The organism is Rhodococcus sp. NBC_00294, assembly GCF_036163995.1.
Taxonomy (GTDB): Bacteria; Actinomycetota; Actinomycetes; order Mycobacteriales; family Mycobacteriaceae; genus Rhodococcoides.
On the sequence record NZ_CP108043.1, the window covers coordinates 1,672,523 to 1,695,511 of the forward strand.

The 22,989-nt window shown below is 66.1% G+C and carries 25 protein-coding genes; 14 read left to right on the top strand and 11 right to left on the bottom strand.

The window, feature by feature from the left end:
- Window positions 1-12 precede the first annotated feature (12 nt).
- The 5 genes from OHB23_RS07900 to OHB23_RS07920 form a co-directional block, all read right to left on the bottom strand.
- Entirely contained in the window at window positions 13-1,488 is a 1,476-nt protein-coding gene (locus OHB23_RS07900) for a WS/DGAT domain-containing protein (RefSeq protein WP_328811243.1), read from the bottom strand.
- Window positions 1,489-1,740: 252 nt separating this feature from the next.
- Complete coding sequence (locus OHB23_RS07905; protein WP_222639575.1) at window positions 1,741-2,592, bottom strand: ABC transporter permease; 852 nt, start codon at window positions 2,590-2,592, stop codon at window positions 1,741-1,743.
- A complete protein-coding gene (locus OHB23_RS07910; protein WP_374197830.1) occupies window positions 2,589-3,404 on the bottom strand; it encodes an ABC transporter permease in 816 nt (271 codons plus the stop codon). Before OHB23_RS07910 ends, OHB23_RS07905 begins: the two co-directional genes overlap by 4 nt.
- A complete protein-coding gene (locus OHB23_RS07915) occupies window positions 3,395-4,393 on the bottom strand; it encodes an ATP-binding cassette domain-containing protein (RefSeq protein WP_285184397.1) in 999 nt (332 codons plus the stop codon). The genes OHB23_RS07910 and OHB23_RS07915 overlap by 10 nt, the downstream gene beginning before the upstream one ends.
- Window positions 4,394-4,509: 116 nt before the next feature.
- Entirely contained in the window at window positions 4,510-5,964 is a 1,455-nt protein-coding gene (locus tag OHB23_RS07920) for a wax ester/triacylglycerol synthase domain-containing protein (RefSeq protein WP_328811244.1), read from the bottom strand.
- Window positions 5,965-6,127: 163 nt separating this feature from the next.
- Here OHB23_RS07920 and OHB23_RS07925 point away from each other — a divergent pair, with 163 nt between their 5' ends.
- Window positions 6,128-7,186, top strand: coding sequence for an alpha/beta hydrolase (locus tag OHB23_RS07925; protein ID WP_328811245.1), 1,059 nt, complete (start codon window positions 6,128-6,130; stop codon window positions 7,184-7,186).
- Between the two features lie 32 nt (window positions 7,187-7,218).
- Window positions 7,219-8,112, top strand: a complete 894-nt coding sequence (locus OHB23_RS07930; protein WP_222649731.1) for a glycosyltransferase family 2 protein — start codon at window positions 7,219-7,221, stop codon at window positions 8,110-8,112.
- Between the two features lie 117 nt (window positions 8,113-8,229).
- Here the strand turns inward: OHB23_RS07930 and OHB23_RS07935 are convergent, their stop codons facing one another.
- Complete coding sequence (locus OHB23_RS07935; protein ID WP_027504645.1) at window positions 8,230-8,706, bottom strand: hotdog fold domain-containing protein; 477 nt, start codon at window positions 8,704-8,706, stop codon at window positions 8,230-8,232.
- Between the two features lie 588 nt (window positions 8,707-9,294).
- On the opposite strand from OHB23_RS07935, the gene rpsJ reads away from it, so the two are divergent.
- The 12 genes from rpsJ to OHB23_RS07995 all read left to right on the top strand — a co-directional run bounded on the left by rpsJ (window position 9,295) and on the right by OHB23_RS07995 (window position 15,391).
- Window positions 9,295-9,600, top strand: coding sequence for a 30S ribosomal protein S10 (gene rpsJ, locus OHB23_RS07940; protein WP_003938093.1), 306 nt, complete (start codon window positions 9,295-9,297; stop codon window positions 9,598-9,600).
- 14 nt (window positions 9,601-9,614) lie between these two features.
- Complete coding sequence (rplC, locus tag OHB23_RS07945; protein WP_027504646.1) at window positions 9,615-10,280, top strand: 50S ribosomal protein L3; 666 nt, start codon at window positions 9,615-9,617, stop codon at window positions 10,278-10,280.
- Window positions 10,277-10,966, top strand: coding sequence for a 50S ribosomal protein L4 (gene rplD, locus OHB23_RS07950; RefSeq protein ID WP_027504647.1), 690 nt, complete (start codon window positions 10,277-10,279; stop codon window positions 10,964-10,966). Before rplC ends, rplD begins: the two co-directional genes overlap by 4 nt.
- Window positions 10,963-11,268: a 50S ribosomal protein L23 gene (rplW, locus tag OHB23_RS07955; protein WP_027504648.1), complete on the top strand. Its 306-nt coding sequence runs from the start codon at window positions 10,963-10,965 to the stop codon at window positions 11,266-11,268. Before rplD ends, rplW begins: the two co-directional genes overlap by 4 nt.
- A 47-nt stretch (window positions 11,269-11,315) precedes the next feature.
- A complete protein-coding gene (rplB, locus tag OHB23_RS07960; RefSeq protein WP_027504649.1) occupies window positions 11,316-12,152 on the top strand; it encodes a 50S ribosomal protein L2 in 837 nt (278 codons plus the stop codon).
- 17 nt (window positions 12,153-12,169) lie between these two features.
- The gene (gene rpsS / locus OHB23_RS07965; protein WP_027504650.1) at window positions 12,170-12,451 is read left to right on the top strand and encodes a 30S ribosomal protein S19; all 282 of its coding nucleotides are present in this window, start codon (window positions 12,170-12,172) and stop codon (window positions 12,449-12,451) included.
- Entirely contained in the window at window positions 12,448-12,852 is a 405-nt protein-coding gene (rplV, locus tag OHB23_RS07970; protein WP_027504651.1) for a 50S ribosomal protein L22, read from the top strand. The genes rpsS and rplV overlap by 4 nt, the downstream gene beginning before the upstream one ends.
- The gene (gene rpsC / locus OHB23_RS07975; protein ID WP_027504652.1) at window positions 12,852-13,655 is read left to right on the top strand and encodes a 30S ribosomal protein S3; all 804 of its coding nucleotides are present in this window, start codon (window positions 12,852-12,854) and stop codon (window positions 13,653-13,655) included. Before rplV ends, rpsC begins: the two co-directional genes overlap by 1 nt.
- A 3-nt stretch (window positions 13,656-13,658) precedes the next feature.
- The gene (gene rplP / locus OHB23_RS07980) at window positions 13,659-14,075 is read left to right on the top strand and encodes a 50S ribosomal protein L16 (protein ID WP_027504653.1); all 417 of its coding nucleotides are present in this window, start codon (window positions 13,659-13,661) and stop codon (window positions 14,073-14,075) included.
- Complete coding sequence (rpmC, locus tag OHB23_RS07985) at window positions 14,075-14,320, top strand: 50S ribosomal protein L29 (protein ID WP_027504654.1); 246 nt, start codon at window positions 14,075-14,077, stop codon at window positions 14,318-14,320. Before rplP ends, rpmC begins: the two co-directional genes overlap by 1 nt.
- On the top strand, window positions 14,317-14,598 hold the full coding sequence (gene rpsQ / locus OHB23_RS07990) for a 30S ribosomal protein S17 (protein ID WP_027504655.1): 282 nt from the start codon (window positions 14,317-14,319) through the stop codon (window positions 14,596-14,598). Before rpmC ends, rpsQ begins: the two co-directional genes overlap by 4 nt.
- Window positions 14,599-14,698: 100 nt before the next feature.
- On the top strand, window positions 14,699-15,391 hold the full coding sequence (locus OHB23_RS07995; RefSeq protein WP_328811246.1) for a hypothetical protein: 693 nt from the start codon (window positions 14,699-14,701) through the stop codon (window positions 15,389-15,391).
- Window positions 15,392-15,397: 6 nt separating this feature from the next.
- Here the strand turns inward: OHB23_RS07995 and OHB23_RS08000 are convergent, their stop codons facing one another.
- The 5 genes from OHB23_RS08000 to OHB23_RS08020 form a co-directional block, all read right to left on the bottom strand.
- Window positions 15,398-16,942, bottom strand: coding sequence for an alanine/glycine:cation symporter family protein (locus OHB23_RS08000; RefSeq protein ID WP_222645520.1), 1,545 nt, complete (start codon window positions 16,940-16,942; stop codon window positions 15,398-15,400).
- A 76-nt stretch (window positions 16,943-17,018) separates the two neighbouring features.
- A complete protein-coding gene (locus OHB23_RS08005; protein WP_222631698.1) occupies window positions 17,019-18,023 on the bottom strand; it encodes an aldo/keto reductase family protein in 1,005 nt (334 codons plus the stop codon).
- A 42-nt stretch (window positions 18,024-18,065) separates the two neighbouring features.
- Window positions 18,066-21,185 carry a helicase HerA domain-containing protein gene (locus OHB23_RS08010; RefSeq protein ID WP_328811247.1) on the bottom strand — a complete coding sequence of 1,040 codons (3,120 nt, stop codon included), beginning with the start codon at window positions 21,183-21,185 and terminating at the stop codon, window positions 18,066-18,068.
- 14 nt (window positions 21,186-21,199) lie between these two features.
- Entirely contained in the window at window positions 21,200-21,886 is a 687-nt protein-coding gene (locus tag OHB23_RS08015) for a hypothetical protein (protein WP_222630467.1), read from the bottom strand.
- The gene (locus OHB23_RS08020) at window positions 21,883-22,905 is read right to left on the bottom strand and encodes an endonuclease domain-containing protein (protein ID WP_328811248.1); all 1,023 of its coding nucleotides are present in this window, start codon (window positions 22,903-22,905) and stop codon (window positions 21,883-21,885) included. The genes OHB23_RS08015 and OHB23_RS08020 overlap by 4 nt, the downstream gene beginning before the upstream one ends.
- Window positions 22,906-22,989 lie beyond the last annotated feature (84 nt).

A 22,989-nucleotide genomic window follows, 5' to 3' on the forward strand; every position in this document is an offset into this window, starting at 1 on the left:
TCGAGCCCGAGGTCAGCTGGCCAGCGAGTTCAGCGAGTGTTGCGCTTCCTCGATCAGCGCGCAGTAGCGGTCGGGGTCGGTCAGCATCGAGGCATCGGCCGTGATGGTCAGTGCCAACGTGTCACCGAGGGTGCCCGCGTGGTGGCACAAGCCGAATCCGTCCACGATCGGCATGGGTGTGAAAATTCCGAACGCCGGCCTGCCGAGCAGTTCGAGCCGGCTGTCGCCGTGCATCATGTTCGACAGAACGGTGTTCGACGCGACGTTGACGGGCGTGGCGCGGTTGCGAGATTGCAATGACATGAAAATTTTGACGACGATCGGCGGGATCACGTCGATGGAACGCCTCCGCGCAGACTGCGTCTTCTTCGCGATGCCGGCTTTCGCCATGGCCGTCGACCGCTGAATGGCAGCGAGGCGTTTTCGCACGTCGGACACGTCCGAATGCAGAGACACCGTGAGGAACGACGCGCGGTTGGCCGACTCGGTCCCGTCGAGCGCGATCGGCACAGTGGAGCCCAGCGAACCGTCAGGACGCTCCCCGATCTCCTCGAGATAGCGTTGCATCGCACCCGACACTATGCCCAGGAGAACGTCGTTGGTCGTGCTGCCGGGCACAGCGGCCCTGGACCGTTTGATGTCGTCGACGTCGAACCACATCACACGGCAGACGGTGCCGCGATCGGTGCGGCCGTCGAAGCGTGTCGCCGGATGTGTCGGGCGTCCTTCTTCCGACGCGTCACCGTCCTTGCGTTCGAGAAGGTAGCGGCGCACGTACTTGAGCAGTCCGTAAGGCAACGTGACCGCGTTCTTGAGAGAGGTCGGTACTCGCTCCGCGGCATGATGTCCCCACGTCTCGTCCTCACGACGGGGGAGCGAGACGTCGTCACCGAAGATCGTCTTCAGAGCGTCCGCCAGACCCAGGCCGTCCATGATCGAGTGGTGAACCTTGACCAGGGCGAAGCACGCGCCGTCCGGGACACCCTGGATGTGGGATGTGCCGGTCAGGAACCTGATCTCCCACGTGCGCTCCGAGAGGTTCATACGCTCGTTCATCATCGACGTGACCGCGTTCTCGACGGGCGCCCAACCGGGTTCGCTCACCTGCGTCACGGACAACCCTGCCGCGTGGTCGGGCCTCGGCGAGTCGATCCAGAACGAATCTCCCAGGTCCCACCGCGATCGACGCAGGACGCGTCGGAATTGGGGAACGGTCTCGATGCGAGGAACCAGCCACTCGGCGATCGTTCCGAGGTCGAGCGTGTCGGCCTCGGTGCCCGGATGGGGATGAAAGACCACGACCTCGACGAGATTGGCAACCATTCGTTCGCTCTCCGCGAGAATGTTCACAGCGTCTCGGGGATGCAGACGAACGCCACGAGGGCGAGAGATCAATGAGGTCATCGACGGGATCGACCGTCCTTTCAGGTGCCGCACGTTCGGTGACGCCGCAAGGGCGGGGCGACGTCGCGTGGCGTTCTGCACCATCGGGCACGGCGTCACCCGTTACTTGTCGACCCTACCGAGTGTCGATCATTCGCCGTTCAGGCAGAGATCGACCGGGTGCGGAGCGAGGCCGCGACACGATCGCGGGTCCGGTGCCGGTCACCGGAAAGAGGCCGTCCGGGTGTCCGACGAGTCGTGAACCCGCGCTTCACCGGTCGCAGACCACGAGAACCGGCTCGAAAAAAACGTCCAGCTCGTGAAAAAAGTGACACACATCACATCAGACGTGCCGAGTCAGGTGGGGCTCCCTGCGGCCTTTCGATAGCCGCGAATTGCAGGTCCGAGGAACAGCACGAGCAGCGCTACGGCGAATACCACACTCTGGATCGCGGGAGACTGCAGTGGGCCGCCGAGTGTCAGCGCCTTCATGGTGTCGACCGACGTCGATATCGGATTGTGCTCCACGACCGGCCGAAGGGACGGTGGATAAGCATTGGTGGGCACGAAGCCGGAATTGAAGAACATCAATATGGTGAACGTCATTCCGACCACTTCCACGAGGGGGAGCGTGCTCGACGAGATGGCCAGGAAGGTGACGAACACCGCGAACGCAGTTCCGAACATGAGCGGAACACCCATCGAGAGAATTCCGGCAGCAATTCCTTGATCGAACCGGAAGCCGAGAGCGAATCCCACTGCGTAGATGAGGCAGGTCGTCAGTACGACGCGAAGCGCCTCGGCCATCAGGCGTCCGACCAGGCCCGCGGCTCGATGTGTCGGCAAAGTGTAGAAACGTCCCAGGAGACCGGCCTTGCGCTCGCGTCGCAGTCCGATGGCGCTGGCGAGAGAACCGCTCATGGCGGCGACGAGAGCGATCAAGGGAACGGTGCCGAAAATGGCGTCGACTCCAGTGGCCTGTGTCACAGAATTTCCCAGCACCGTACGCAGCATGAGCAGGAAGAGCACCGGATAGATGACCGCCTGGATGATCGTGCCCGGATCACGCCGCCAGCGTGTCAGGAGGCGTCCGCAGTGAAGACCGCTCTGCAGCAGCAACGCCGCAATGCTGCGTTCGCTGGGGGCAGCGTCGGGTTCCGGAAGATGGCGGAGGGTCAGTGCCGAATCGGTCGTTCTCGCGTCCGTCATGACCGTCTCACGCTCGCCCACACTGCCAGAGGAATCAGTACGGCGATCAGACCAAGAGCCCAGATCACGGCGGGCAGCAAGGTCGCCCACACCACACCCGTGTCGGCGAGGTCGCGCATCGCGCCGGCGAAGATGGATATGGGTTGGTTGCGTACGAACGGCCTGATCCACTCCGGAAAGCCTGTTTCGGGAACGAACCCGGACGACAACATGCCCAGAATCAATTGCGGCAGCGTCAGGGCCTGGCTGGTGGCCTCTGGGCTGCGCGACAGCGATCCGATGGCGTCGCCACCCGTCGACAGTGCGAATCCGACGAGGAGCGCGAAGGCGAAGAACGCCGCCGCGGATGCGAGGCCGCCCGAGAAACGGAAGCCGATGAGCGTGCCGTAGAGGATTGCTGCCACCAGTGACACGAAAGCGTGGACGAAGTTCGCCGTGGACCGCGCGAGGAGCGGTACCCAGAGTTTGATGGGCATCGTCTGTAGACGCGAGGTCATTCCCGAGGTGCCCTCCATCGCGGCGCGCTGTGCGGCGGAGATCGCGGTGAAAGCCATTGTCTGCAAGCAGATGATCGGCATGAGGAATTGGGCGTAATCGATGCCCTGAAGCTGCATGACGAATTTGAGCGGCAGGTAGAACCCAGCGGTGTAGACCGCGGGAGCAATGATCGCGACCAGAAGATGTCCGGATTTGACCATGTGCCGCAGGTTGCGCTCGGAGAGACTCGCCCACTGGTTGAACGCCGTGGGCTCCACCGCGCGATGAGACGCGCGCGTCTCGTCGCGCGCAGACAGGACGCCGGTCACCGAGATCCCGCCTGATGTTCGACAGGAGGCTGTTGGGTGGTCTCGGACGCGCCGGTACCGGTGAGTGAGAGGAAGACGTCGTCGAGGGAGGGTTTACGGAATGCGATGTCCTCGACGGCGATCCCAGCGATCTCGAGTCGACGAAGCGCTTCGCTCAAGACGGTCGGCCCGTCGTCGGCGGGCAGGGACACGACCGGAGCGTCGGAAGAATTGGCCGCCGCGATCGTCGGATTGAGCCCCTGGAACGAGCGGACAGCGCTGTCGAGGTCGGCGACGCTGTCCAGTGTGATCTCGACCGTCTTCGCTCCGATGCGACTCTTGAGCTGATCGGCGCTTCCCTGGGCGATGACGCGGCCGGTGTCGATGACGATGATGTCATCGCTCAACAGGTCCGCCTCTTCGAGATACTGAGTGGTGAGCAACGTCGTGATTCCCTGGTCGCGCAGCGACGACACGAGAGACCACACAGCTTTGCGGCTGCGGGGATCCAGGCCGGTGGTGGGCTCGTCGAGGAACACGACCTTGGGCCTCACGACGAGTCCGCACGCGATGTCGATCCGTCGGCGCATGCCCCCCGAGTACTCGGAGACCCGACGGTCCGCGGCGTCCTCGAGGTCGAAGTCCACGAGCAGGTCCACGGCACGGCTACGCGCTGACCTGCGCGTGAGGCCCATGAGGCGGCCGAACAGGTGGAGGTTCTCGCGACCGGTCAGCGAATCGTCGAGCGCCGCGTACTGACCGGTCATGAGAATGGACCGACGGACTGCCGCCGGGTCGCGAGACACGTCGTGACCGGCCACCATCGCTCGCCCGCTGTCGATGCGGGTCAGAGTGGACAAGATCTTCACCATGGTGGTCTTACCGGCGCCGTTGGGGCCGAGTATGCCGAGGATCGAACCTTCGGGGACGGAGAAATTGATGCCTTGGAGGGCATTGACCGATCCGAAGGACTTGTGTACGTCCTCCACGGATACGGCGGTGTCCACTTGCGGCATTCGATCTCCATTGTCGGCGCTCGGGTGTCGATCACTGACTATGACATCTTCGTCAGCGGTTCGAACGTTACCCGGCGCACTCGCTGTCCCTTCAGGACATCGTGACTCCGCGTACCTCAGCCGGTAGCAGGGAGCATGGGTGTTCGCCGGAAACCCTGCGCCGCGTCGAGCAATGTGTCGAGGGCTGCGCGAAGGCATTCGACGTAGCGTTCCGGGTCCGGTAGCAACTGGACGTGGGAAGACACGGTGACGATCATCCGCGAGCCGTGACTGACGGCGACATGGGCCAGGTTGACGCCGTCGACGGTGGGCAGAGGCGCGAAGACTCCGGTGACCGGTGCACCACACACCTCCATCGGCGCTGCACCGTACGGGATATTGCTGACCATGGTGTTCATACTCACTCGAACAGGGTCAGGAGGCGCGGACGGTTGCAGACGCGCCGCGATGCGCTGGAACACCGCCGGCGCCACCGACGCCGCGTTCGGTGGCAGGGCTCCCACCCTCGTGGTGACTTCGGACTTCGCCCGTGACGTCGACGAGGCGACGGCACGGACACGGTCCAATGGGTCCGGTATGTGGGTGTGCATGGACACCACGGCGAACGCCAGCTGATTCGCCGTGGTGGACCCGCTTCCGGAGCGCACGTTGACCGGGAAGGAGACGCCGAGTGTCTCGTCAGGTGTTTCGTCGACAGTGGCTAGGTAGGACGACAGACCGAGACCGACGACCGACAGCAGCACGTCGTTCACGGTGGCACCGGGGACAGCGGAGCGCACTGTCCGCAGATCGTCGACATCGGCGACGAAGTAGCCGAAGGTCATGTCCGGCGTGACCCGTCGATTGAATCTGGTGGCCGGGAACGTCGTGGTGGAGCGCGACGGGATCAAGCCCTCGAGCTCAGCTCTCCGCTGTGCTCTGTGGCGCACCACCACCGCCTTCGCGAAGACAGCCAGCTCCCGCGGTAGTCGCGCCACTGCCGCCGTTGTCGTGGGTATCGGTCGTATCCGTCGCACGAAGTCGTCGTCGTGGAATCTGCTGACATCCGCGTCCGACGGCGCCAGCATGCGGTGGGCGAGCGCCGAGGTTCCCATACCGTCGATCGCGCAGTGGTGGACCTTGAACAGCATGACGGTGCCATTGTCGGGAACACCCTCGGCACCGTTCAGTCCAGTGACGAAATGGATCTCCCACGTGGGTCGTGAGTAGTCGAAAGGCTGGGACGAGACCCTCGCGACACACTCCGCGAGGTAACTGCCGCCGGAGTCCGTGGGGGCCCGATGCAGGAACACGTGGCGCTCGATGTCGACGTCGCACGAAACCCAGTGCGGCATGGTCAGGTCGAGGGGAGTGGGCACCAGTCGACGGGTGAACAACGGGTGGAAGCTCGTCACCGACTCGGCAAAGGACACTGCCTCCCCGATCGAGACTTCGTGACCGCGGTGCGGTCTTTCTCCGAGCACGTAGCCGTGGACGATGCTGCCCGGCGTACGAGCCGATTCGAAGTAATAGTTCAAGGCGTCCCGCGAGGTGAGCGGTTCACCGATCGATCCACCTGCACCGTTCGACACGACGGCTCCTAGCTTGTCGACTTTTTCCCGAACCGAAACAAACCATACACCTTTTACGGCGGGCTCGAACGAGGACAGATACGGGTACTCGGAGGATGAGAGGACGGGTGGCCGTCGTGCGCCTTACACTCCGATGAACGCACGCGCTCACGACCACAGGGAAATGATGTCGAAACTGACCAGAACGACGCGGTTGTCCATCGCGGGGGTTCTCATCGCGTCTCTCGTGACCATCGGCAACGCCGGGGTCGCGGGCGCGCAGAACGGACCGTCGAGTTCCCCGGCGGTGGTCGCCGGGACGCCTGGCGGAGCACGCGTCGTCGATGTCGAGCACGTGGGCGGGCTGCGATACCTCGTCGACGTCTACTCACCGTCGATGGACACGGTGGTCCCGCTGCAGATCTTTCGTCCAGCCGACACATCCGCGCCCCGACCGACGTACTACCTCCTGAACGGTGCGAGTGGCGGAGAGGATCCCTCCAGCAACTGGCCCGATCAGACCGACGTCGAATCCTTCTTCGCCGACAAGAACGTCAATGTCGTCATTCCGAGGGACGGAGCATTCAGTTACTACACCGACTGGATCGCAGATGACCCGGAACTGGGACGCAACAAGTGGAAGACGTTCCTGACGGAAGAGTTGCTGCCGGTGATCAATTCGTCTCTCGGGACCACCGGTACCCAAGCGATCGGGGGCATCTCGATGGCAGCCAGTGCCGTTCTCATGCTCGCGGCCGACGCCCCCGGTCTGTACGCCTCGGTGGCGTCGTTCAGTGGTTGCGCGAGCACGTCCGACGACCTCGGCCGTGCGTGGGTGAAACTGGTGGTGGAGGCCCGCGGTGGCGGCGACACCACCAACATGTGGGGCCCTGACGGCGGACCCGAGTGGATCGCCAACGACGCGCTTCTCAATGCCGAGAAGCTGCGGGGTACCCCCCTGTACTTGTCGACGGGCAACGGTCTGCCCGGCTTCGACGACACCTTGGCGAGTGCGCGCATAGCCGGCGACGTCCCGGCGTTGGTCAACAGGGTTCTCGTCGGCGGCGGTATCGAGTCCATCACGGACTCCTGCACGCGTGCGTTCGCCGGAAAGCTCTTCGATCTGGGTATTCCGGCAACTGTCAACTTCCGCAACGGTGGCACGCACTCGTGGGCCTACTGGCAGGACGATCTGCACGAGTCCTGGCCGATGGTGGCCGGATCCCTGGGCCTCGACAAGTGAGCAGACAGTCGGAGAACGGGAGTGATGACAGCGTGAACACCGACAGACGACCCACCGTCTCGATCGTCGTGCCCGTGCTGAACGAGGAGCTTTTCATCGCTCCGTGTCTGGACCATGTGCTGCCCCAGATCGACGAGGTGACGGAAGTGATCGTCGTCGACAACGGGTCGAGCGATCGCACTGTCGAGATCGTCGAGGCATACATTGCGCGAGACCCTCGAATCCGCTTGGTGCACGAGCCCCGTAAGGGACTCTTCCACTCGCGCGCAGCAGGTTTCCGGGCCGCCACGACGGACATCGTCGGTCGGATCGACGCGGACACGCGTATCGCGCCCGACTGGGTCGCCGCCGTTCGACGCGCGTTCGAGACCACCGATCCGGCTCGGAGGTTGGGTGGCGTGACGGGGCTCAGCGCTCCTTACGATTCTCCGTTCAGCAGATCGAAGAAGCTGCTGGTCGAGGTACTCGTGCGCACGAAAGCCATCGGAACCGGCAAGACGATCGCCAACATGCACGGTGCCAACATGGCAGTCAGTCGCGAGGCGTGGGACGCGGTCGAGGACCAACTCACCCCGCGTGCGGATGTACACGAGGACATCGACTTCGCCTTGTGCCTCAGGGAGGCAGGTTTCGCGATCATTCAGCCGGCCGACATGTGGGCCGACGTGTCTCCTCGGCGAGCGTTGACTCCCCCCTTGCAGTACACCTCGTTCGTTCGGGCCGGCATCACCAGCTTCGAGATCCATGGTCGAGGACACTGGACGTTGCGTTGGTTGGTCGCGCCTGTGACGTGGCTCTCGCACGCGGTCTTCTGGTTCCCCTACCGCGCATACGATCCGACCACGCGGCGCTTCTCGGTGCGCCGGCTCGTCAGTCGCCAGGAGTTCCGGCCGGCAGCGCTGTCGGAAGCACCTCCCGGGAGCTGACCGACAGCAGAGCACCGGATGTCACCGCGGGCAGGCCGGAGGCCGGTCGGATGTCACCGCGAGCAGGCTGGAGGCCGGTCGGACGTCACCGCGGGCAGGCCGGAGGCCGGTCGGACGTCACCGCGGGCTGACCCACACGGTGATGTCGGCGTGGACGACCTCGGTGCCGCCGGCGTCGCGCAGGCTGACCGGGATGACGAGTTCCACGCCGCTGGTCACCGATTCCCAGTCCGGCCGATCGTCGAGCAGCGCGGTGGCGGTGAGCCCGGATCTGCCGGGGGCCAGGTACTGGACGTTCATGCCCTTGGGGATCCACCGGTGGGTCGTGGGGATCGTCGCCTCGGCGAGCATCCCCATCGCCACCTCGGCCAGATTGCAGGCCGCGATGGCGTGGAAGGTGCCCAGGTGGTTGTGCACTCCGAACCACGTGGGCCCGGAGACCACGCACCGCCCGGGGGCGAGCTCCCGTACGCGGGGGAGGACCGTGGCGAAGAAGGGCACGCGGACACACATTCCCGCGGAGAACGCCAGGGAGCGGGTGATCCCGCCGGGGAGTCGCTGCCAGAGCGCGTACGTGCTGGTGACCGTTGCCATGGCTGCACATTACTCGGCGGTAAGTTGGTCGGGTGCGGTAAATCCGCGCGCTCACCGGTCGTCCGCGCTGGTTGCATCACGTGCGGATGGGTACAACCTGCACGGATCGCTGCGATCGACCGTGCGCTCCGGCCGCGGTACCGCCTCGATTTGAACTCGACCCCCGGCGTGGGTCATACTGTTCGGGTTGCCTTGACCGAGGTGATCTCTGTCGTGCGTGTTGCGACGTGATCTCGCGGTCGAGGTATGCGACGAGAACGATATGCAGTGATTGCGCCGGCACGATGGGCGCATCCGGTCCGCGTTCTCCCGCCGGTCGAGTTCGGGCCGAGGGAGAATCATGTGCGGGAATGGGACACGCCCGACCGCGTGGACCGGAGAACCATGACAGATGAACAGCAGCAACGGATTCCTCCTGGCCACGCGTGTGCGTGGATGCGAGAGTCCGCCACGTTCGTCCTCATGGATGCGCCTCGCGCTCGGCTTCATGCCGGCGTCGGGTCAGCACACTGCCGGGTTCTCCGGATCGACATCCGGAGACGAGAGACCTGACCAACGGTTAACCAGGGCAAGGAAGAGGACATAAGCGTGGCGGGACAAAAGATCCGCATCAGGCTCAAGGCCTACGACCACGAGGCGATCGACGCGTCCGCGCGCAAGATCGTCGAGACCGTGACCCGCACCGGGGCACGCGTGGTCGGACCTGTGCCGTTGCCCACCGAGAAGAACGTGTACTGCGTCATCCGTTCGCCGCACAAGTACAAGGACTCTCGCGAGCACTTCGAGATGCGCACGCACAAGCGACTCATCGACATTCTCGACCCGACGCCGAAGACGGTCGACGCGCTCATGCGCATCGACCTGCCGGCAAGCGTCGACGTCAACATTCAGTGAGCGCGGAGACAACCATGACTGACAACATCAAGCGTCCGGCCAAGGGCATTCTGGGCACCAAGCTCGGCATGACCCAGGTCTTCGACGAGAACAACCGCGTCGTCCCGGTCACCGTCGTGAAGGCTGACCCGAACGTCGTGACCGCGATCCGTACCGAGGAGCGCGACGGCTACAGCGCCGTCCAGGTCGCCTTCGGTGCCATCGATCCCCGCAAGGTGAACAAGCCGGTCACCGGCCAGTTCGCCAAGGCAGGCGTCACGCCTCGCCGCCATCTCGCGGAGCTGCGCGTCGCCGACGCCGCAGGCTACGAGATTGGCCAGGAGCTCACCGCAGCCGAGTTCGAGGACGGCGCTTTCGTCGACGTCACCGGAGTCAGCAAGGGCAAGGGCTTCGCGGGAACGATGAAGCGCCACGGCTTCAAGGGCCAGGGCGCGAGCCACGGTGCGCAGGCTGTCCACCGCCGCCCCGGTTCCATCGGTGGCTGCGCGACCCCCGGCCGTGTCTTCAAGGGCATGCGCATGTCGGGCCGCATGGGTAGCGACCGCATCACCACGCAGAACCTCTCGGTGCACAAGGTCGATGCCGAGAACGGTCTGCTGCTGATCAAGGGTGCGATCCCGGGCCGCAAGGGCGGCGTCGTGATCGTCAAGAGCGCAGTGAAGGGTGGTGCGCGAGCATGACCAGTCTCGAGAAGAAGACCGAAGCCAACCTGACGCTCGACGTCAAGGAGCTCGGTGGCAAGACCAACGGCACCGTCGATCTCCCCGCCGAGATCTTCGATCGCACCGCGAACATCGCGCTGATGCACCAGGTCGTCGTCGCGCAGCTCGCTGCGGCACGTCAGGGAACGCACTCGACGAAGACGCGTGGCGAGGTCCGCGGTGGCGGCAAGAAGCCGTACCGCCAGAAGGGCACCGGCCGCGCACGTCAGGGCTCGACCCGCGCACCGCAGTTCGTCGGCGGTGGCACCGTCCACGGCCCGCAGCCGCGCGATTACAGCCAGCGCACCCCCAAGAAGATGATCGCCGCAGCTCTCCGCGGTGCTCTCTCCGACCGGGCGCGCAGCGAGCGCATCCACGTGATCACCGAGCTCGTCGCGGGACAGGTGCCCTCCACCAAGGGTGCTCGCACGTTCCTCGCGGAGCTCACCGATCGCAAGAAGGTCCTGCTGGTCATCGGCCGCGCAGACCTGGCCGCATGGAAGTCCGTCCAGAACCTCGACGGCGTTCACCCCATCGCGCCCGATCAGCTCAACACCTACGACGTCCTCGAGGCAGACGACGTGATCTTCAGTGTCGAGGCACTGAACACGTTCATCGCAGGACCGGCCAAGGCAGCAACGGATTCACAGGAGGAGGACAAGTGAGCACCATTGCCGATCCCCGCGACATCCTGCTGGCCCCGGTCATCTCGGAGAAGTCGTACGGGCTCATCGAGCAGGGGACCTACACGTTCATCGTGCACCCCGACTCGAACAAGACGCAGATCAAGATCGCTGTCGAGAAGGTCTTCGGCGTGACTGTGACCAGCGTGAACACCGCCAACCGGCAGGGCAAGCGCAAGCGGACCCGATTCGGCTACGGCACGCGTAAGAGCACCAAGCGCGCGCTCGTGACCCTCTCGGCCGACAGCAAGCCCATCGAGATCTTCGGAGGCCCGGTCGCGTAAGCGGCCGGAGCTCAGAGGGTCCTCGAGGATCAAGGGACGAGACAAACATGGCAATTCGTAAGTACAAGCCGACCACTCCCGGTCGTCGTGGCGCGAGTGTCTCCGATTTCGCGGAGATCACGCGCTCGACACCGGAGAAGTCGCTCATCCGCCCGCTGCACGGCCGCGGTGGCCGCAACGCACACGGCCGCATCACCACCCGTCACAAGGGTGGCGGTCACAAGCGCGCCTACCGGCTCATCGACTTCCGCCGCAACGACAAGGACGGCGTGCCGGCCAAGGTCGCTCACATCGAGTACGACCCCAACCGCACCGCCAACATCGCGCTGCTGCACTTCGCAGACGGTGAGAAGCGCTACATCATCGCGCCGAAGGGCATCTCGCAGGGTTCGCCCATCGAGTCGGGTGCCACGGCCGACATCAAGCCCGGCAACAACCTCCCGCTCCGCAACATCCCGACGGGTACCACCATCCACGCGGTGGAGCTTCGTCCGGGTGGCGGCGCCAAGATGGTTCGCTCCGCCGGTGCCGGTGCTCAGCTCCTCGGTAAGGAAGGCGCCTACGCCACGCTGCGTATGCCGTCCGGTGAGATCCGTCGAGTCGACGTGCGCTGCCGCGCCACCGTCGGCGAGGTGGGCAACGCCGAACAGTCCAACATCAACTGGGGCAAGGCCGGCCGTATGCGCTGGAAGGGCAAGCGCCCGACCGTCCGTGGTGTCGTCATGAACCCGGTCGACCACCCGCACGGTGGTGGCGAGGGCAAGACCTCCGGTGGTCGCCACCCGGTCAGCCCGTGGGGACAGCCGGAAGGCCGTACCCGCAAGAACAAGCCGAGCGATCAGCTCATCGTCCGCCGCCGCCGCACCGGCAAGAACAAGCGATAATCAGGAGGGAGTAGCAGATGCCACGCAGTCTGAAGAAAGGCCCGTTCGTCGACGACCACCTCCTGAAAAAGGTGGACGTTCAGAACGACAAGGGCACGAAGCAGGTCATCAAGACCTGGTCACGCCGCTCGACCATCACCCCCGACTTCATCGGTCACACCTTCGCCGTCCACGACGGTCGCAAGCACGTCCCGGTGTTCGTCTCGGATGCGATGGTCGGACACAAGCTCGGTGAATTCGCGCCGACGAGGACCTTCAAGGGTCACATCAAGGACGACCGGAAGGCGAAGCGGCGATGACCAACTTCACCCCCACCGACAACCCGATCGCCCGGGCCACGGCCAAGCACGTTCGCGTGACGCCGATGAAGGCCCGTCGCGTCGTGGACCTGGTCCGCGGAAAGAGCGTCGAGGATGCCCTGAACATCCTCAAGTTCGCACCGCAGGCTGCCAGCGAGCCCGTCGCCAAGGTCGTTGCCTCGGCAGCGGCCAACGCGGAGAACAACCTGGATCTCGATCCGAGCACGTTGATCGTCTCGGCTGCATTCGTCGACGAGGGCGCGACCCTCAAGCGTTTCCAGCCTCGTGCCCAGGGTCGTGCGTTCCGCATTCGTAAGCGCACATCTCACATCACGGTCATCGTGGAGAGCCTGCCCAAGACCGGCGGCTCGACACGTGGTCGCCGGAAGGGAGCTCAGTAGTGGGCCAGAAGATCAACCCGCACGGCTTCCGCCTCGGCATCACGACCGACTGGAAGTCCCGCTGGTACGCAGACAAGCAGTACGCGGAGTACGTCAAGGAAGACGTGCAGATCCGCAAGCTCCTCGCCACGGGCATGGAGCGCGCCGGCATCGCCAAGGTGGAGATCGAGCGCACCCGTGATCGGGTTCGCGTCGACATCCACACCGCGCGTCCGGGCATCGTCATCGGTCGCCGCGGCGCCGAGGCGGATCGCATCCGTTCCGAGCTCGAGAAGCTGACCGGCAAGCAGGTCCAGCTGAACATCCTCGAGGTCAAGAACGCCGAGTCCGAGGCACAGCTCGTCGCACAGGGTGTGGCCGAGCAGCTCTCGAACCGTGTCGCTTTCCGTCGTGCGATGCGCAAGGCCATCCAGTCGGCCATGCGTCAGCCGAACGTCAAGGGCATCCGCGTTCAGTGCTCCGGTCGCCTCGGCGGCGCGGAGATGAGCCGTTCCGAGTTCTACCGCGAAGGTCGCGTTCCGCTGCACACGCTGCGTGCGGACATCGACTACGGCCTCTACGAGGCGAAGACCACCTTCGGTCGCATCGGCGTGAAGGTCTGGATCTACAAGGGCGACATCGTCGGTGGCAAGCGTGAAGCTGTCGCCGCCGCTGCTCCGGCAGGCGATCGTCCCCGTCGTGAGCGTCCGTCTCGTCCGCGTCGCAGCGGTGCCTCGGGCACCACGGCGACCAGCACCGAGGCCGGCCGCGCAGCGACAGCAACCGCTGATGCACCCGCTACGACCGAGCAGAAGGAGGGCTGACGCATGTTGATCCCCCGTCGGGTCAAGCACCGCAAGCAGCACCACCCCAAGCGTTCGGGTGCCGCCAAGGGCGGAACTCAGGTGACCTTCGGTGAATACGGCATCCAGGCTCTCGAGCCCGCCTACATCACCAACCGTCAGATCGAGGCAGCCCGTATCGCCGTCACCCGCCACATCAAGCGTGGTGGCAAGGTCTGGATCAACATCTACCCGGACCGTCCGCTCACGAAGAAGCCTGCCGAGACCCGCATGGGTTCCGGTAAGGGTTCGCCGGAGTGGTGGGTCGCCAACGTCAAGCCCGGCCGCGTGCTCTTCGAGCTCAGCTACCCGGACGAGCAGATCGCTCGTGAAGCACTGACGCGCGCGATTCACAAGCTGCCGATCAAGGCACGCATCATCACGAGGGAGGTTCAGTTCTGATGGCTACCGGTACCCCGGCTGCCGAGCTCCGCGAGCTCGGCGACGAAGAACTGATCACCCGCCTTCGTGAGTCGAAGGAGGAGCTGTTCAACCTCCGCTTCCAGATGGCCACCGGCCAGCTGGACAACAACCGTCGGCTGCGAGTCGTCCGCCACGAGATCGCGCGCATCTACACCGTGATGCGCGAGCGCGAGCTCGGGCTTGCCGCCGGACCTTCCGAGGACACGGCAGGTGACGCAGCATGAGCGAGGAAACAGTGACTGAAGAGACCACCCGCAACAGCCGGAAGACGCGTATCGGATACGTCGTCTCCGACAAGATGCAGAAGACGATCGTCGTCGAGCTGGAGGACCGTGTGAAGCACGCCCTCTACGGCAAGATCATCCGACGCACCACCAAGGTCAAGGCCCATGACGAGAACGGAGTCGCCGGCGTCGGCGACCGCGTTCAGCTCATGGAGACTCGTCCCCTGTCCGCCACGAAGCACTGGCGACTGGTCGAGGTCCTCGAGAAGGCCAAGTAAGACCTGCAGCACCCATGGACGACCCCGCACTCCTCGTGAGTGCGGGGTCGTTCTGCGTTCTCCGGTCCTCGCTACGATGGCCGGACGAGAGGGGATCGGCATGGACAGTGTGATGCAGTTCGCCGGGCAGTACTGGTGGCTGGTGTTCGTCTTCGGCGGATCCATCGCCGGTGCGGTGAAGGGGATCGGTGCTGCCAACGAGCGGCGGGCCGATCGTCGCCTCGAGCGGTACCGCATCAAGCAGCAGGCCAAGGTCGCAGCGCTCGAACTCTCGAAGTCCACGAAGCAGGACGCGGAGACACAACGTCGATCCGTCGAGAAGGCGCTCGCCGAGCACGACGACGTGAACGCTCGGTGGTTCGCCTACGAGACCGACGTCATCAACCTGCTCGAGTTCCCCATGATGACGAACATGCGCGACCCGATGACGGTGGCCTTCCACCGCGCCAAGCTCGGAGCCGACTCGCTCCGGCCGTCGGCGGCGGACGAACTGGTCGGCGATCCGGAGGCGCAGCGGCTCTACCGCTCGGCCGTGCACGACTACGCCGTGGCGTTCACCGCTGCCGAGTCCGAGGCGAAGCGTCGTCGCCGCGGAAACTTCAGCGAGGCGGAGCAGAACCGACTCACTCGCGCGCAGTCGCTGCTGCGCATGGCCTTGGACGGCGCCTCGACCCCCGCCGAGCGGCAGGCGGCGTACCGCAAGGCGCGCACCGAGCTCGAGGGCCTGGTGACGCTGCCGACGACTGCGTACGCACAGATCGAACAGCGGATCGCGGGGGCATTGGAGGCGTAGGCGCGGTCAGCCCGTGACGTCCACGTCGTCGACCGCCACCGTCTCGCCCCGGCGATGCGCCATGTAGTCGCGCAGCTCCCGCTTCACGACGGGAAGCAGCAGGTAGAGGCCGATGATGTTGACGAAGGCCAGGGCGAACAGCGCCGCATCCGCGAAGTCCAGTACGGATCCGAGCGACAGCACTGTGCCGACGACGGTGAAGAGGCAGAAGATGACGTTGAAGCTGTGCTTGGCGAGGGCGCTGCGGCCGAAGAGGGACGTCCACGCCTGCGACCCGTAGTAGGCCCACGTGATGGCGGTGGACAGCGCGAAGAGCGCCACCGCGACCGTCAGAATGTACGGGAACCAGGGGAGCACCGTCTCGAACGCGTCCGAGGTGAGTGTGACGCCGCCGGCAGGAAGAGCGCCGGTCTCCGCGACGATGGCGCGCTGGTCCTGCCAGGACTGCGTGTTCGCGATGACGATCGTCAGAGCGGTGGCCGTGCAGATCACGACCGTGTCGATGAACGGTTCGAGCATGGCCACGAATCCCTCGGTGACCGGATGACGCGTCTTGACTGCCGAGTGCGCGATGGAGGCCGAACCCAGTCCCGCCTCGTTCGAGAACGCGGCGCGCTGGATGCCGATGATCATGACGCCCAGTACGCCACCCGCCACGCCCGTGGGGGAGAAGGCGCCCGTCACGATCGCACTCATGGCCCCGGGGACCTGCTCGATGTTGACGGCGATCACCACGGCGCATCCCAGCACGTAGACGATGGCCATGGCGGGAACCAGCTTGGCCGTCACGGCGGAGATGGACTTCATCCCGCCGATGATGACCAGCCCGATCACCACGGCGACGACGAGCCCGAAACCGAACTTCGCGCCGTCCGAGCCGAGGAAACCCTCGTCGCCACCGGTGACACTGCGCACCTGAGCGTAGGTCTGGTTCGCCTGGAACATGTTTCCGCCGGAGATGCCGAAGAAGATGATGATCACGGCGTAGACGGTGGCCATGATCTTCCCGACTCGGCTCATCCCGCGCTCCGCGAGCCCCTTGGTGAGGTACTTCATGGGACCACCGGAGACGGTGCCGTCCTCGTGGACGTCGCGGTACTTCACACCCAGCGTGCACTCGACGAACTTGGTGGCCATACCGAGGAAGCCGGCGAGGATCATCCACAGCGTGGCACCGGGTCCGCCCAGGGTGACCGCGACCGCGACACCGGCGATGTTGCCGAGCCCGACGGTGCCGGACACGGCGGCGGTCAGGGCGCGGAAGTGGCTCACCTCGCCGGGTGCTGTGGGGTCGTCGTGTTTCCCGCGGACCAGTTCCACCGCGTGTTTGGCGCCGCGTACCTGCAGGAACTTGAAGGTGACCGTGAAGATGATCGCGGCGGCCAGGAGCCAGATCACGACCAGTGGCACCGACGCGCCGCCGATGTCGACGGAGAAGAAGACGACGGTGGTGACCGCCTCGGTGACGGGTTCGAAGGTGGAATTGATGGCATTCTCGATGGTGGTGAGGGTGCCACCGTCGGCCGCAAGGATCCGGGGTACGGAAGTCATGTCTCATTCGACCCCGGCATCCCGGATCCTGCACGCCTTCAGTCGTATCTGACCGATCCTTTACCTGATCTTGACCTCAGACCAGACGCTTCTCGGGACTCACCGTCTTCGACGGATCCTTCTCGACGATGTCGCCCAGCGCCTCGTCGATCTTGGCCAGCACGTCGGCGTCGAGGGTGACGTCCTGCGCCTTGACGTTGTCGGCGATCTGCTCGGGACGAGACGCGCCGACGAGAGCGGCCGCGATGTTGTCGTTGGCCAGCACCCAGGCGATGGCGAGCTGGGACATCGTGATGCCCAGGTCGTCGGCGATCGGCTTCAGCTTCTGCACGCGCGTCAGCGTCTCGTCGTTCATGTAGCGCGAGATCATGTCCGCGCCGCCCTTGTCGTCGGTCGCGCGCGAGCCCTCGGGAAGCGGCTGTCCGGGAACGTACTTGCCCGTGAGGACGCCCTGAGCCAGCGGTGACCAGACGACCTGCGAGATACCGAGTTCCTTGGACGCCGGGACCACGTCGGACTCGATGACGCGCCAGAGTGCGGAGTACTGAGGCTGATTGGAGACGATGGAGAAACCGCGCTGCCGGGCCAGTGTCTGCGCTTCGCGGAGCTGGTCCGCGGTCCACTCGGACACACCGATGTACAACGCCTTGCCCTGCTGGACGACGTCACCGAAGGCGGCGATGGTCTCCTCGAGCGGCGTCTCGTGGTCGTATCGGTGCGCCTGGTAGAGGTCGACGTAGTCGGTGCCCAGGCGTCGCAGCGAGTTCTCGATGCCCTCGAAGATGTGTTTGCGCGAGAGCCCCGTGTCGTTCGGGCCCTTCTCGCCGACCGGGAAATACACCTTGGTGAAGATCTCGAGACCTTCACGACGCTCGCCCGCCACCGCCTTGCCCAGCACGGTCTCGGCCGCGCCGTTGGCGTAGACGTCCGCGGTGTCGAACGTCGTGATGCCGGCGTCGAGAGCCGCCTTCACGCAGGCGGTCGCGACGTCGTTCTCCACCTGCGACCCGTGGGTGAGCCAGTTGCCGTAGGTGATCTCGGAAACCTTGAGTCCGCTGTTGCCCAGAAATCTGTAAGCCATGCGAACAACGCTACTCGCGCGCCGGCGCCAGGACTTCTCCTCTCACTCGCGCGCCAGCGCGAGGACCTCCTCTTCGGTGGGGGGACTCTTCGGGTGGAAGGTGAGGCACAGGGGAGTGGCCGTACGCCGGAACTCCGAACCCTCGACGGCCGCGTAGAACTGACCTGCGGGGAGACGTCCGACGTCGGGCACGGAGCCGCCCTTGGCGCGCGCCATCTCCTGCGCCGCCTGGATCTGGGCGGGGCTGTTCAGCAGGCCGTAGAACTGGGTGGCCGCGTTCCCGGCGATGCGATTGTGCAGCCCCTTGGGGGCCTGGGTCGCAAAGACGAGGCCCAGGCCGTACTTCCGGGCCTGCGACGCGAGTGCGAGCGTGCTGTGCGTGGCCGGTGTCGCTTTGTCCGAGGGCGCGTAGTTCTGCGCCTCGTCCATGACGAAGAGTCCGCCGAGCGGTCGATCACCCGCCGGGTTCTTCTTGATCCAGGCGAAGAGACCCATCTGCAGCTGATTGACGAAGCTCTGCTTCTGCTCCTCGGTGGTGAGCCCCGAGAGGTTGATGACGGACACGCGCGCCTTCTTCCCCTCGGCCGGGGTGAGCAGCACACCCGGATCGACGGGAGTGCCGGACCCGGCGAACATCGGGTCGTTCGTCATCGCGGCCTTGAGGTTCTCGGCGAGATCGGCCGCGATGCGCACGGCGTCGCGCAGATCGCTGGCGTCGGCGGGGAGATTCTCCAGCAGTTCGATGAAGTCGGACATGTCGCCGGCCGAGCGCCGGCCGAACCCGTCGAGTGCCGCGCGAAGCACCGCCTGGCGGTGCTTCGCCTTCTCCGTGGTGCCCGTCGCCAGTGCGGCGGGAGCCAGCGCCGCGAGGCCCGACTCGACGGACGCGTCGAACTCGTCCTTGTCGTTCACGACGCTGGCGAAGTCGGGGAGCGGCTGGAAACTGAGCGGCCGCCCCGACGACTTGCGCGGAGTCCAGATGACGACGTCCGTGTCCCGCAGGTACGCAGCAGCTTTCGCCTCGTCGCCCGGCGGCCACGTGCGCTCGTCCTCCGGCCACGGTGTCCCGAGGCGGGCGAGATCGTTGTTGATGTCGAGCACGATCGACGAGACACCGTGCAGGGCACACTCCTCGACCAGCCGGCGGATGAGCACGGTCTTACCGCTGCCCGATCCGGCGAAGATCGCCGTGTGCTTGCGCAGCGCCTCGAGCGGAATGCGGACCTCGGCGTTGGTGCTGAGCTCCGTCCCCATCTCGATCTGCTCCCGGCGCGGAGTTGCCGCTGGAGCCTGCGACACCTCGGGTTCGATGAGTGCCTGATCGTCGTCGACGACGCTCGCGTCGGGCAGCACCTCGCGGAACAACGCGATCTCGTGCGCCGGCTTGCGAGCGAGCAGCCACGACGTGAGGGCCGGCGAGTTCTCCGACCGGAGAGCGCCCAGGGCGTGCAGCGAGCGGCGATCGTCCTCGCTCAGCGGCACCTCGACACCACCGGCGCGGTGCAGCGCCGCCACGGTCTGTTCCGTCTTCGCGCCCTTGGGCCACGGTGCGTTGCGGATGAGGATCAACCGACGGCGCGGCATGTCGATGTGGAGACCCGCCGCAGTGACGGCCCGCTCGATACGGGCCAGTGCCGCACGGGCATTGGTGGAGGAGACGGCGCGGAAGCACCAGTGTTCCTCGTCGTCGGTGTCGCTGTCGACGGTGTGGCGGAGCCGTGCGTGCAGTGCCGGGCGGCCGCTCGGCGGAGGATCCTGCGCGAGGCTGTCGTCGGACGACTGGTGTTCGTGGATCCACGCGTCGAGACCGGCGGAGAGCAGTGCCGGGACGAGGCTGTCCTCGGTGCCGGGCTCGAGCGGTGTCGACACGTCCGCGGCGCTGCGCAACTGCGCGTACCGCTCGTCGAGCGCCTCGAGTTCGGATCGCTTGGCCGTGGGGAGCGATGGTGTGTCGGATCCCCCTCCGCTGGAGGCGAAGTCGGTCAGTTCCATCGCGACCCCCGTCTCGAGGCAGTGGCGGATGTGCTTGTCGACGGCGATGAGCAGCTGGCGGGGAGTGAAGTCCGGCGCCTTGTCGAACGCGTCGACGGCCACCGGCCATGTCGGGTGCGGGGTGGCGAAGCCGACCTCGCGGAAGCACGCCTCGAGGCGACGCTCGAGCAGCAGGCGGCCGACGTCCGACGACGGAATCGGCTTGAGCCGCTGCGTCACCCGGAACCGGTCACGCATCGGTGCGACCCCGCGAGCGGCGATCAGATCCCACGCGCTCGACAGCGCCGACAACACGGAGGCGGTGCGCGGCAACGTCTCACGGAGAGTCATCAGACCGTGGGCGAGCTGCTCGACCACCTTGTCCTCCTGCTCGTCCGCGTAGTCCTTGTCGGCGCCGGTGCGCGCCTGCGCGACGAGGGTGTCGATCTGATCGATGGCGAGGATGGTGGGACCCGTGATCGCGAGCAGTCGGGAGATGTTCTCCGCGATGCCCTGGTGACCGAGCTCCGCGCGGCGGATGCCCCACGACTCGAACTCGTCGGCGTCCACGTCGTCGATCGACTGCAGGTAGGCGTCGCCGATGTCCTGCACGGCCGCGTCGGGTGCGATCGAGAGGACCAGGGCACGCAGGGTGTGCTGGGAGGTCCGACGATGGCGGGGATGGGCCTTGTAGACGCCGGTGACGAACTCGTTCAGCGTGTCGGCGTCGATCATGGTCTCGCCCATGACCTGTCGCCGCTGGTCCTCGCTCACGCCGGCGATGTCGCAGAGCCGCCGCAGGACCAGGCGGAGCTGACTGTCGTCACCGCGACCCGATGGGCGGTTGAGATCGTCGAGCATGCCCATCAGCGTCGAGCGCCAGAAACCCGCGGCGTCGAGGAGCCGGATGAGGAAGAAGTAACCGCCGCGCGACTGCACCTCCTCGCGGACCTGCCCGAGAAGGTGCGTCTTGCCGGAACCCGCGGGGCCCTGCACGACGACGCCGAGCGGACTGGCGTCGTCCGAGTTCTCGGCGTCGGTGTACGCACTCATGACCTCGGTGAACACCCGCTCGTGCATCCCGGGCACGTGGACGTCCGACTGGGACCGCCACACGTCGTCGGGTGTGGGGGCCCAACTCAGCCGCACCGACTCGAGAGCGCGGATCTGTTCGGACTTCGTGGTCGTCATCGTGGAGCCGCCCATCACTGTTCGATCGCCAAGAGGTGGTTCTGCTGGTTGCCGACATCGACGGCCGCGGCGCGGTCCTCGTCGGTCAGCGTCTTCTGGTTCTCCTCGGGGATGAGGGAGACGTCGGGGGCGCGTCGCAGCCGGGCGAGCGCCTCGTCGAGATCCGTGCGCGAGATGTCGGACAGGGCGGGCCGCAGCCGCGACAGCCGCACCCAGGCCCCGGGCTCACGAGCGAGGTCCGCGTACGTCGACCGGATCCGCTGTTCGACGTCCGCGGCGGACAGTTCACTGCGGACCGCGGGGGCGACGATGGCGTTGGGTGGCGTCGGCGGCGCCGTGATCGACGTCGGAGTGTCGCGCGGGAAGAAGACCTCGGCGGGACGTACGTCGTCGCGGTGGAACCACCGGCCGAGGCCTGCCATGACGGTGAACAGGGCCTTGCCGGGGCCGGCCGCACCCTTCGGCGCCTGCGTGCCCATCAGGTCGGAGCAGTGCTTCCAGCCCTTGTCGGTGAGTTCGACGGTCATCGTCCGACCCTGCTTGCCCACCTCGATCAGGCCGAGCGACGCGAGGTGGTCCCGGTGGGGCTTCTTCAACTCGGGCCCGAGTGTCGACAGTTCGGGGTTGCGCACCGCGCGTGCCTCGGCCATCAGCACCATCAGCACGGACACCTCGGTGCCGGTCAACTCGTTCGCGCTCACGTGGGAGTCCCCTTCGATCGTCGTCGGTGCAGTGCCTGTTCGATCATCGTCATCACGCTCTCGTGGTCCGCGAGCACTTCCTCGTTGGTGAAGCGCAGCACGATCCAGCCGTGCGTCTGCAGCAGGTTGTCGCGGGACCGGTCGTCGGCGAACTGAGCACGCGCACGGTGCTCGTGGCCGTCGATCTCGATGGCAACCCTCTCATCGACCCACGACACGTCCAGCGTGAACGGTCTGCTCAACGTCGTCGGCCGGACGGACCGGTTGTGGCGTCGGCCCGCCGCCCACTCGCGGGTGGAGAGGACGCGATCCAGCAGGATCTCCGCCGCGCTGGCCGCGTGCGGACGCCCCTCGACGGGCGGGTAGCTCAGCGGCCGGAAGCGGTCGACGATGGTGTCGACGTCGTCCGGGGTCGACGGAGTGCGCACGGTCAGCACCGGGAACCTGTCCACGGCGGGTGCACCGGCCCCGGTCAACCACACGCCCGTCCCGGTGCTGCACCACCATTCCGCGGCGGTCGCCACCGCTGCCGGGTCGGCGTCGGCGGGGACGTCCACGACGAGGACGGCGCGCTCTCGCCCGTGGACGTCGGCGATCACGCGGGCGGCACCGGCGGCTCGGGTCTCGCGAGCGAAGGCGTCGACACGCAGGGGGCGTCCGGACGTCGACGCGCCCGCGAGATGGGCCAGGTACGGGCCGAAGTGTTCGCTCGAAGACGCGTGCTCGTGAGCTCGTGCCCGAGCGGCGTCGCGGGCCAGCGACGAGCGGTCGCCGACGTCGCCGGGCAGCAGGAAGGGGACGAGGTCGAGCGCGGCCTGCTCGATCGCGGCGACGACGGCGTCCACCATCTCCGACGCGGAGCCGTTCGTCAGGGTGAAGAAGAGTGCGGCCGGAGCATCGGACGGCAGCGGGTCCACCGACTCGGCGAGATCCCTCATCGCGGCGCCGGACAGTCGTACGACCCGGTCGAGCGGGGCGTCGTGCCACCAGGGCGTCGCGGTGTCGACGCGTGTCGTCACGTCATCACCCCCGCCCTGGTGTCGAGGCCGACCGGACCGGCCACCGCCCCGCGGCCGATTTCGGCCGACTTCAGGCCTGCCCTG

Coding starts and splice junctions, on each gene's coding strand:
- rplB (WP_027504649.1), top strand. CDS start 11,316: ATGGCAATTCGTAAGTACAAGCCGACCACTCCCGGTCGTCGTGGCGCG.
- OHB23_RS08000 (WP_222645520.1), bottom strand. CDS start 16,942: ATGACTTCCGTACCCCGGATCCTTGCGGCCGACGGTGGCACCCTCACC.
- OHB23_RS08005 (WP_222631698.1), bottom strand. CDS start 18,023: ATGGCTTACAGATTTCTGGGCAACAGCGGACTCAAGGTTTCCGAGATC.
- rplP (WP_027504653.1), top strand. CDS start 13,659: ATGTTGATCCCCCGTCGGGTCAAGCACCGCAAGCAGCACCACCCCAAG.
- OHB23_RS08010 (WP_328811247.1), bottom strand. CDS start 21,185: ATGACGACCACGAAGTCCGAACAGATCCGCGCTCTCGAGTCGGTGCGG.
- OHB23_RS07915 (WP_285184397.1), bottom strand. CDS start 4,393: ATGCCGCAAGTGGACACCGCCGTATCCGTGGAGGACGTACACAAGTCC.
- rpsQ (WP_027504655.1), top strand. CDS start 14,317: ATGAGCGAGGAAACAGTGACTGAAGAGACCACCCGCAACAGCCGGAAG.
- OHB23_RS07900 (WP_328811243.1), bottom strand. CDS start 1,488: ATGGTGCAGAACGCCACGCGACGTCGCCCCGCCCTTGCGGCGTCACCG.
- rplC (WP_027504646.1), top strand. CDS start 9,615: ATGACTGACAACATCAAGCGTCCGGCCAAGGGCATTCTGGGCACCAAG.
- OHB23_RS07905 (WP_222639575.1), bottom strand. CDS start 2,592: ATGACGGACGCGAGAACGACCGATTCGGCACTGACCCTCCGCCATCTT.
- rplD (WP_027504647.1), top strand. CDS start 10,277: ATGACCAGTCTCGAGAAGAAGACCGAAGCCAACCTGACGCTCGACGTC.
- OHB23_RS07935 (WP_027504645.1), bottom strand. CDS start 8,706: ATGGCAACGGTCACCAGCACGTACGCGCTCTGGCAGCGACTCCCCGGC.
- rpsS (WP_027504650.1), top strand. CDS start 12,170: ATGCCACGCAGTCTGAAGAAAGGCCCGTTCGTCGACGACCACCTCCTG.
- OHB23_RS07995 (WP_328811246.1), top strand. CDS start 14,699: ATGGACAGTGTGATGCAGTTCGCCGGGCAGTACTGGTGGCTGGTGTTC.
- rplV (WP_027504651.1), top strand. CDS start 12,448: ATGACCAACTTCACCCCCACCGACAACCCGATCGCCCGGGCCACGGCC.
- OHB23_RS07925 (WP_328811245.1), top strand. CDS start 6,128: ATGATGTCGAAACTGACCAGAACGACGCGGTTGTCCATCGCGGGGGTT.
- rpmC (WP_027504654.1), top strand. CDS start 14,075: ATGGCTACCGGTACCCCGGCTGCCGAGCTCCGCGAGCTCGGCGACGAA.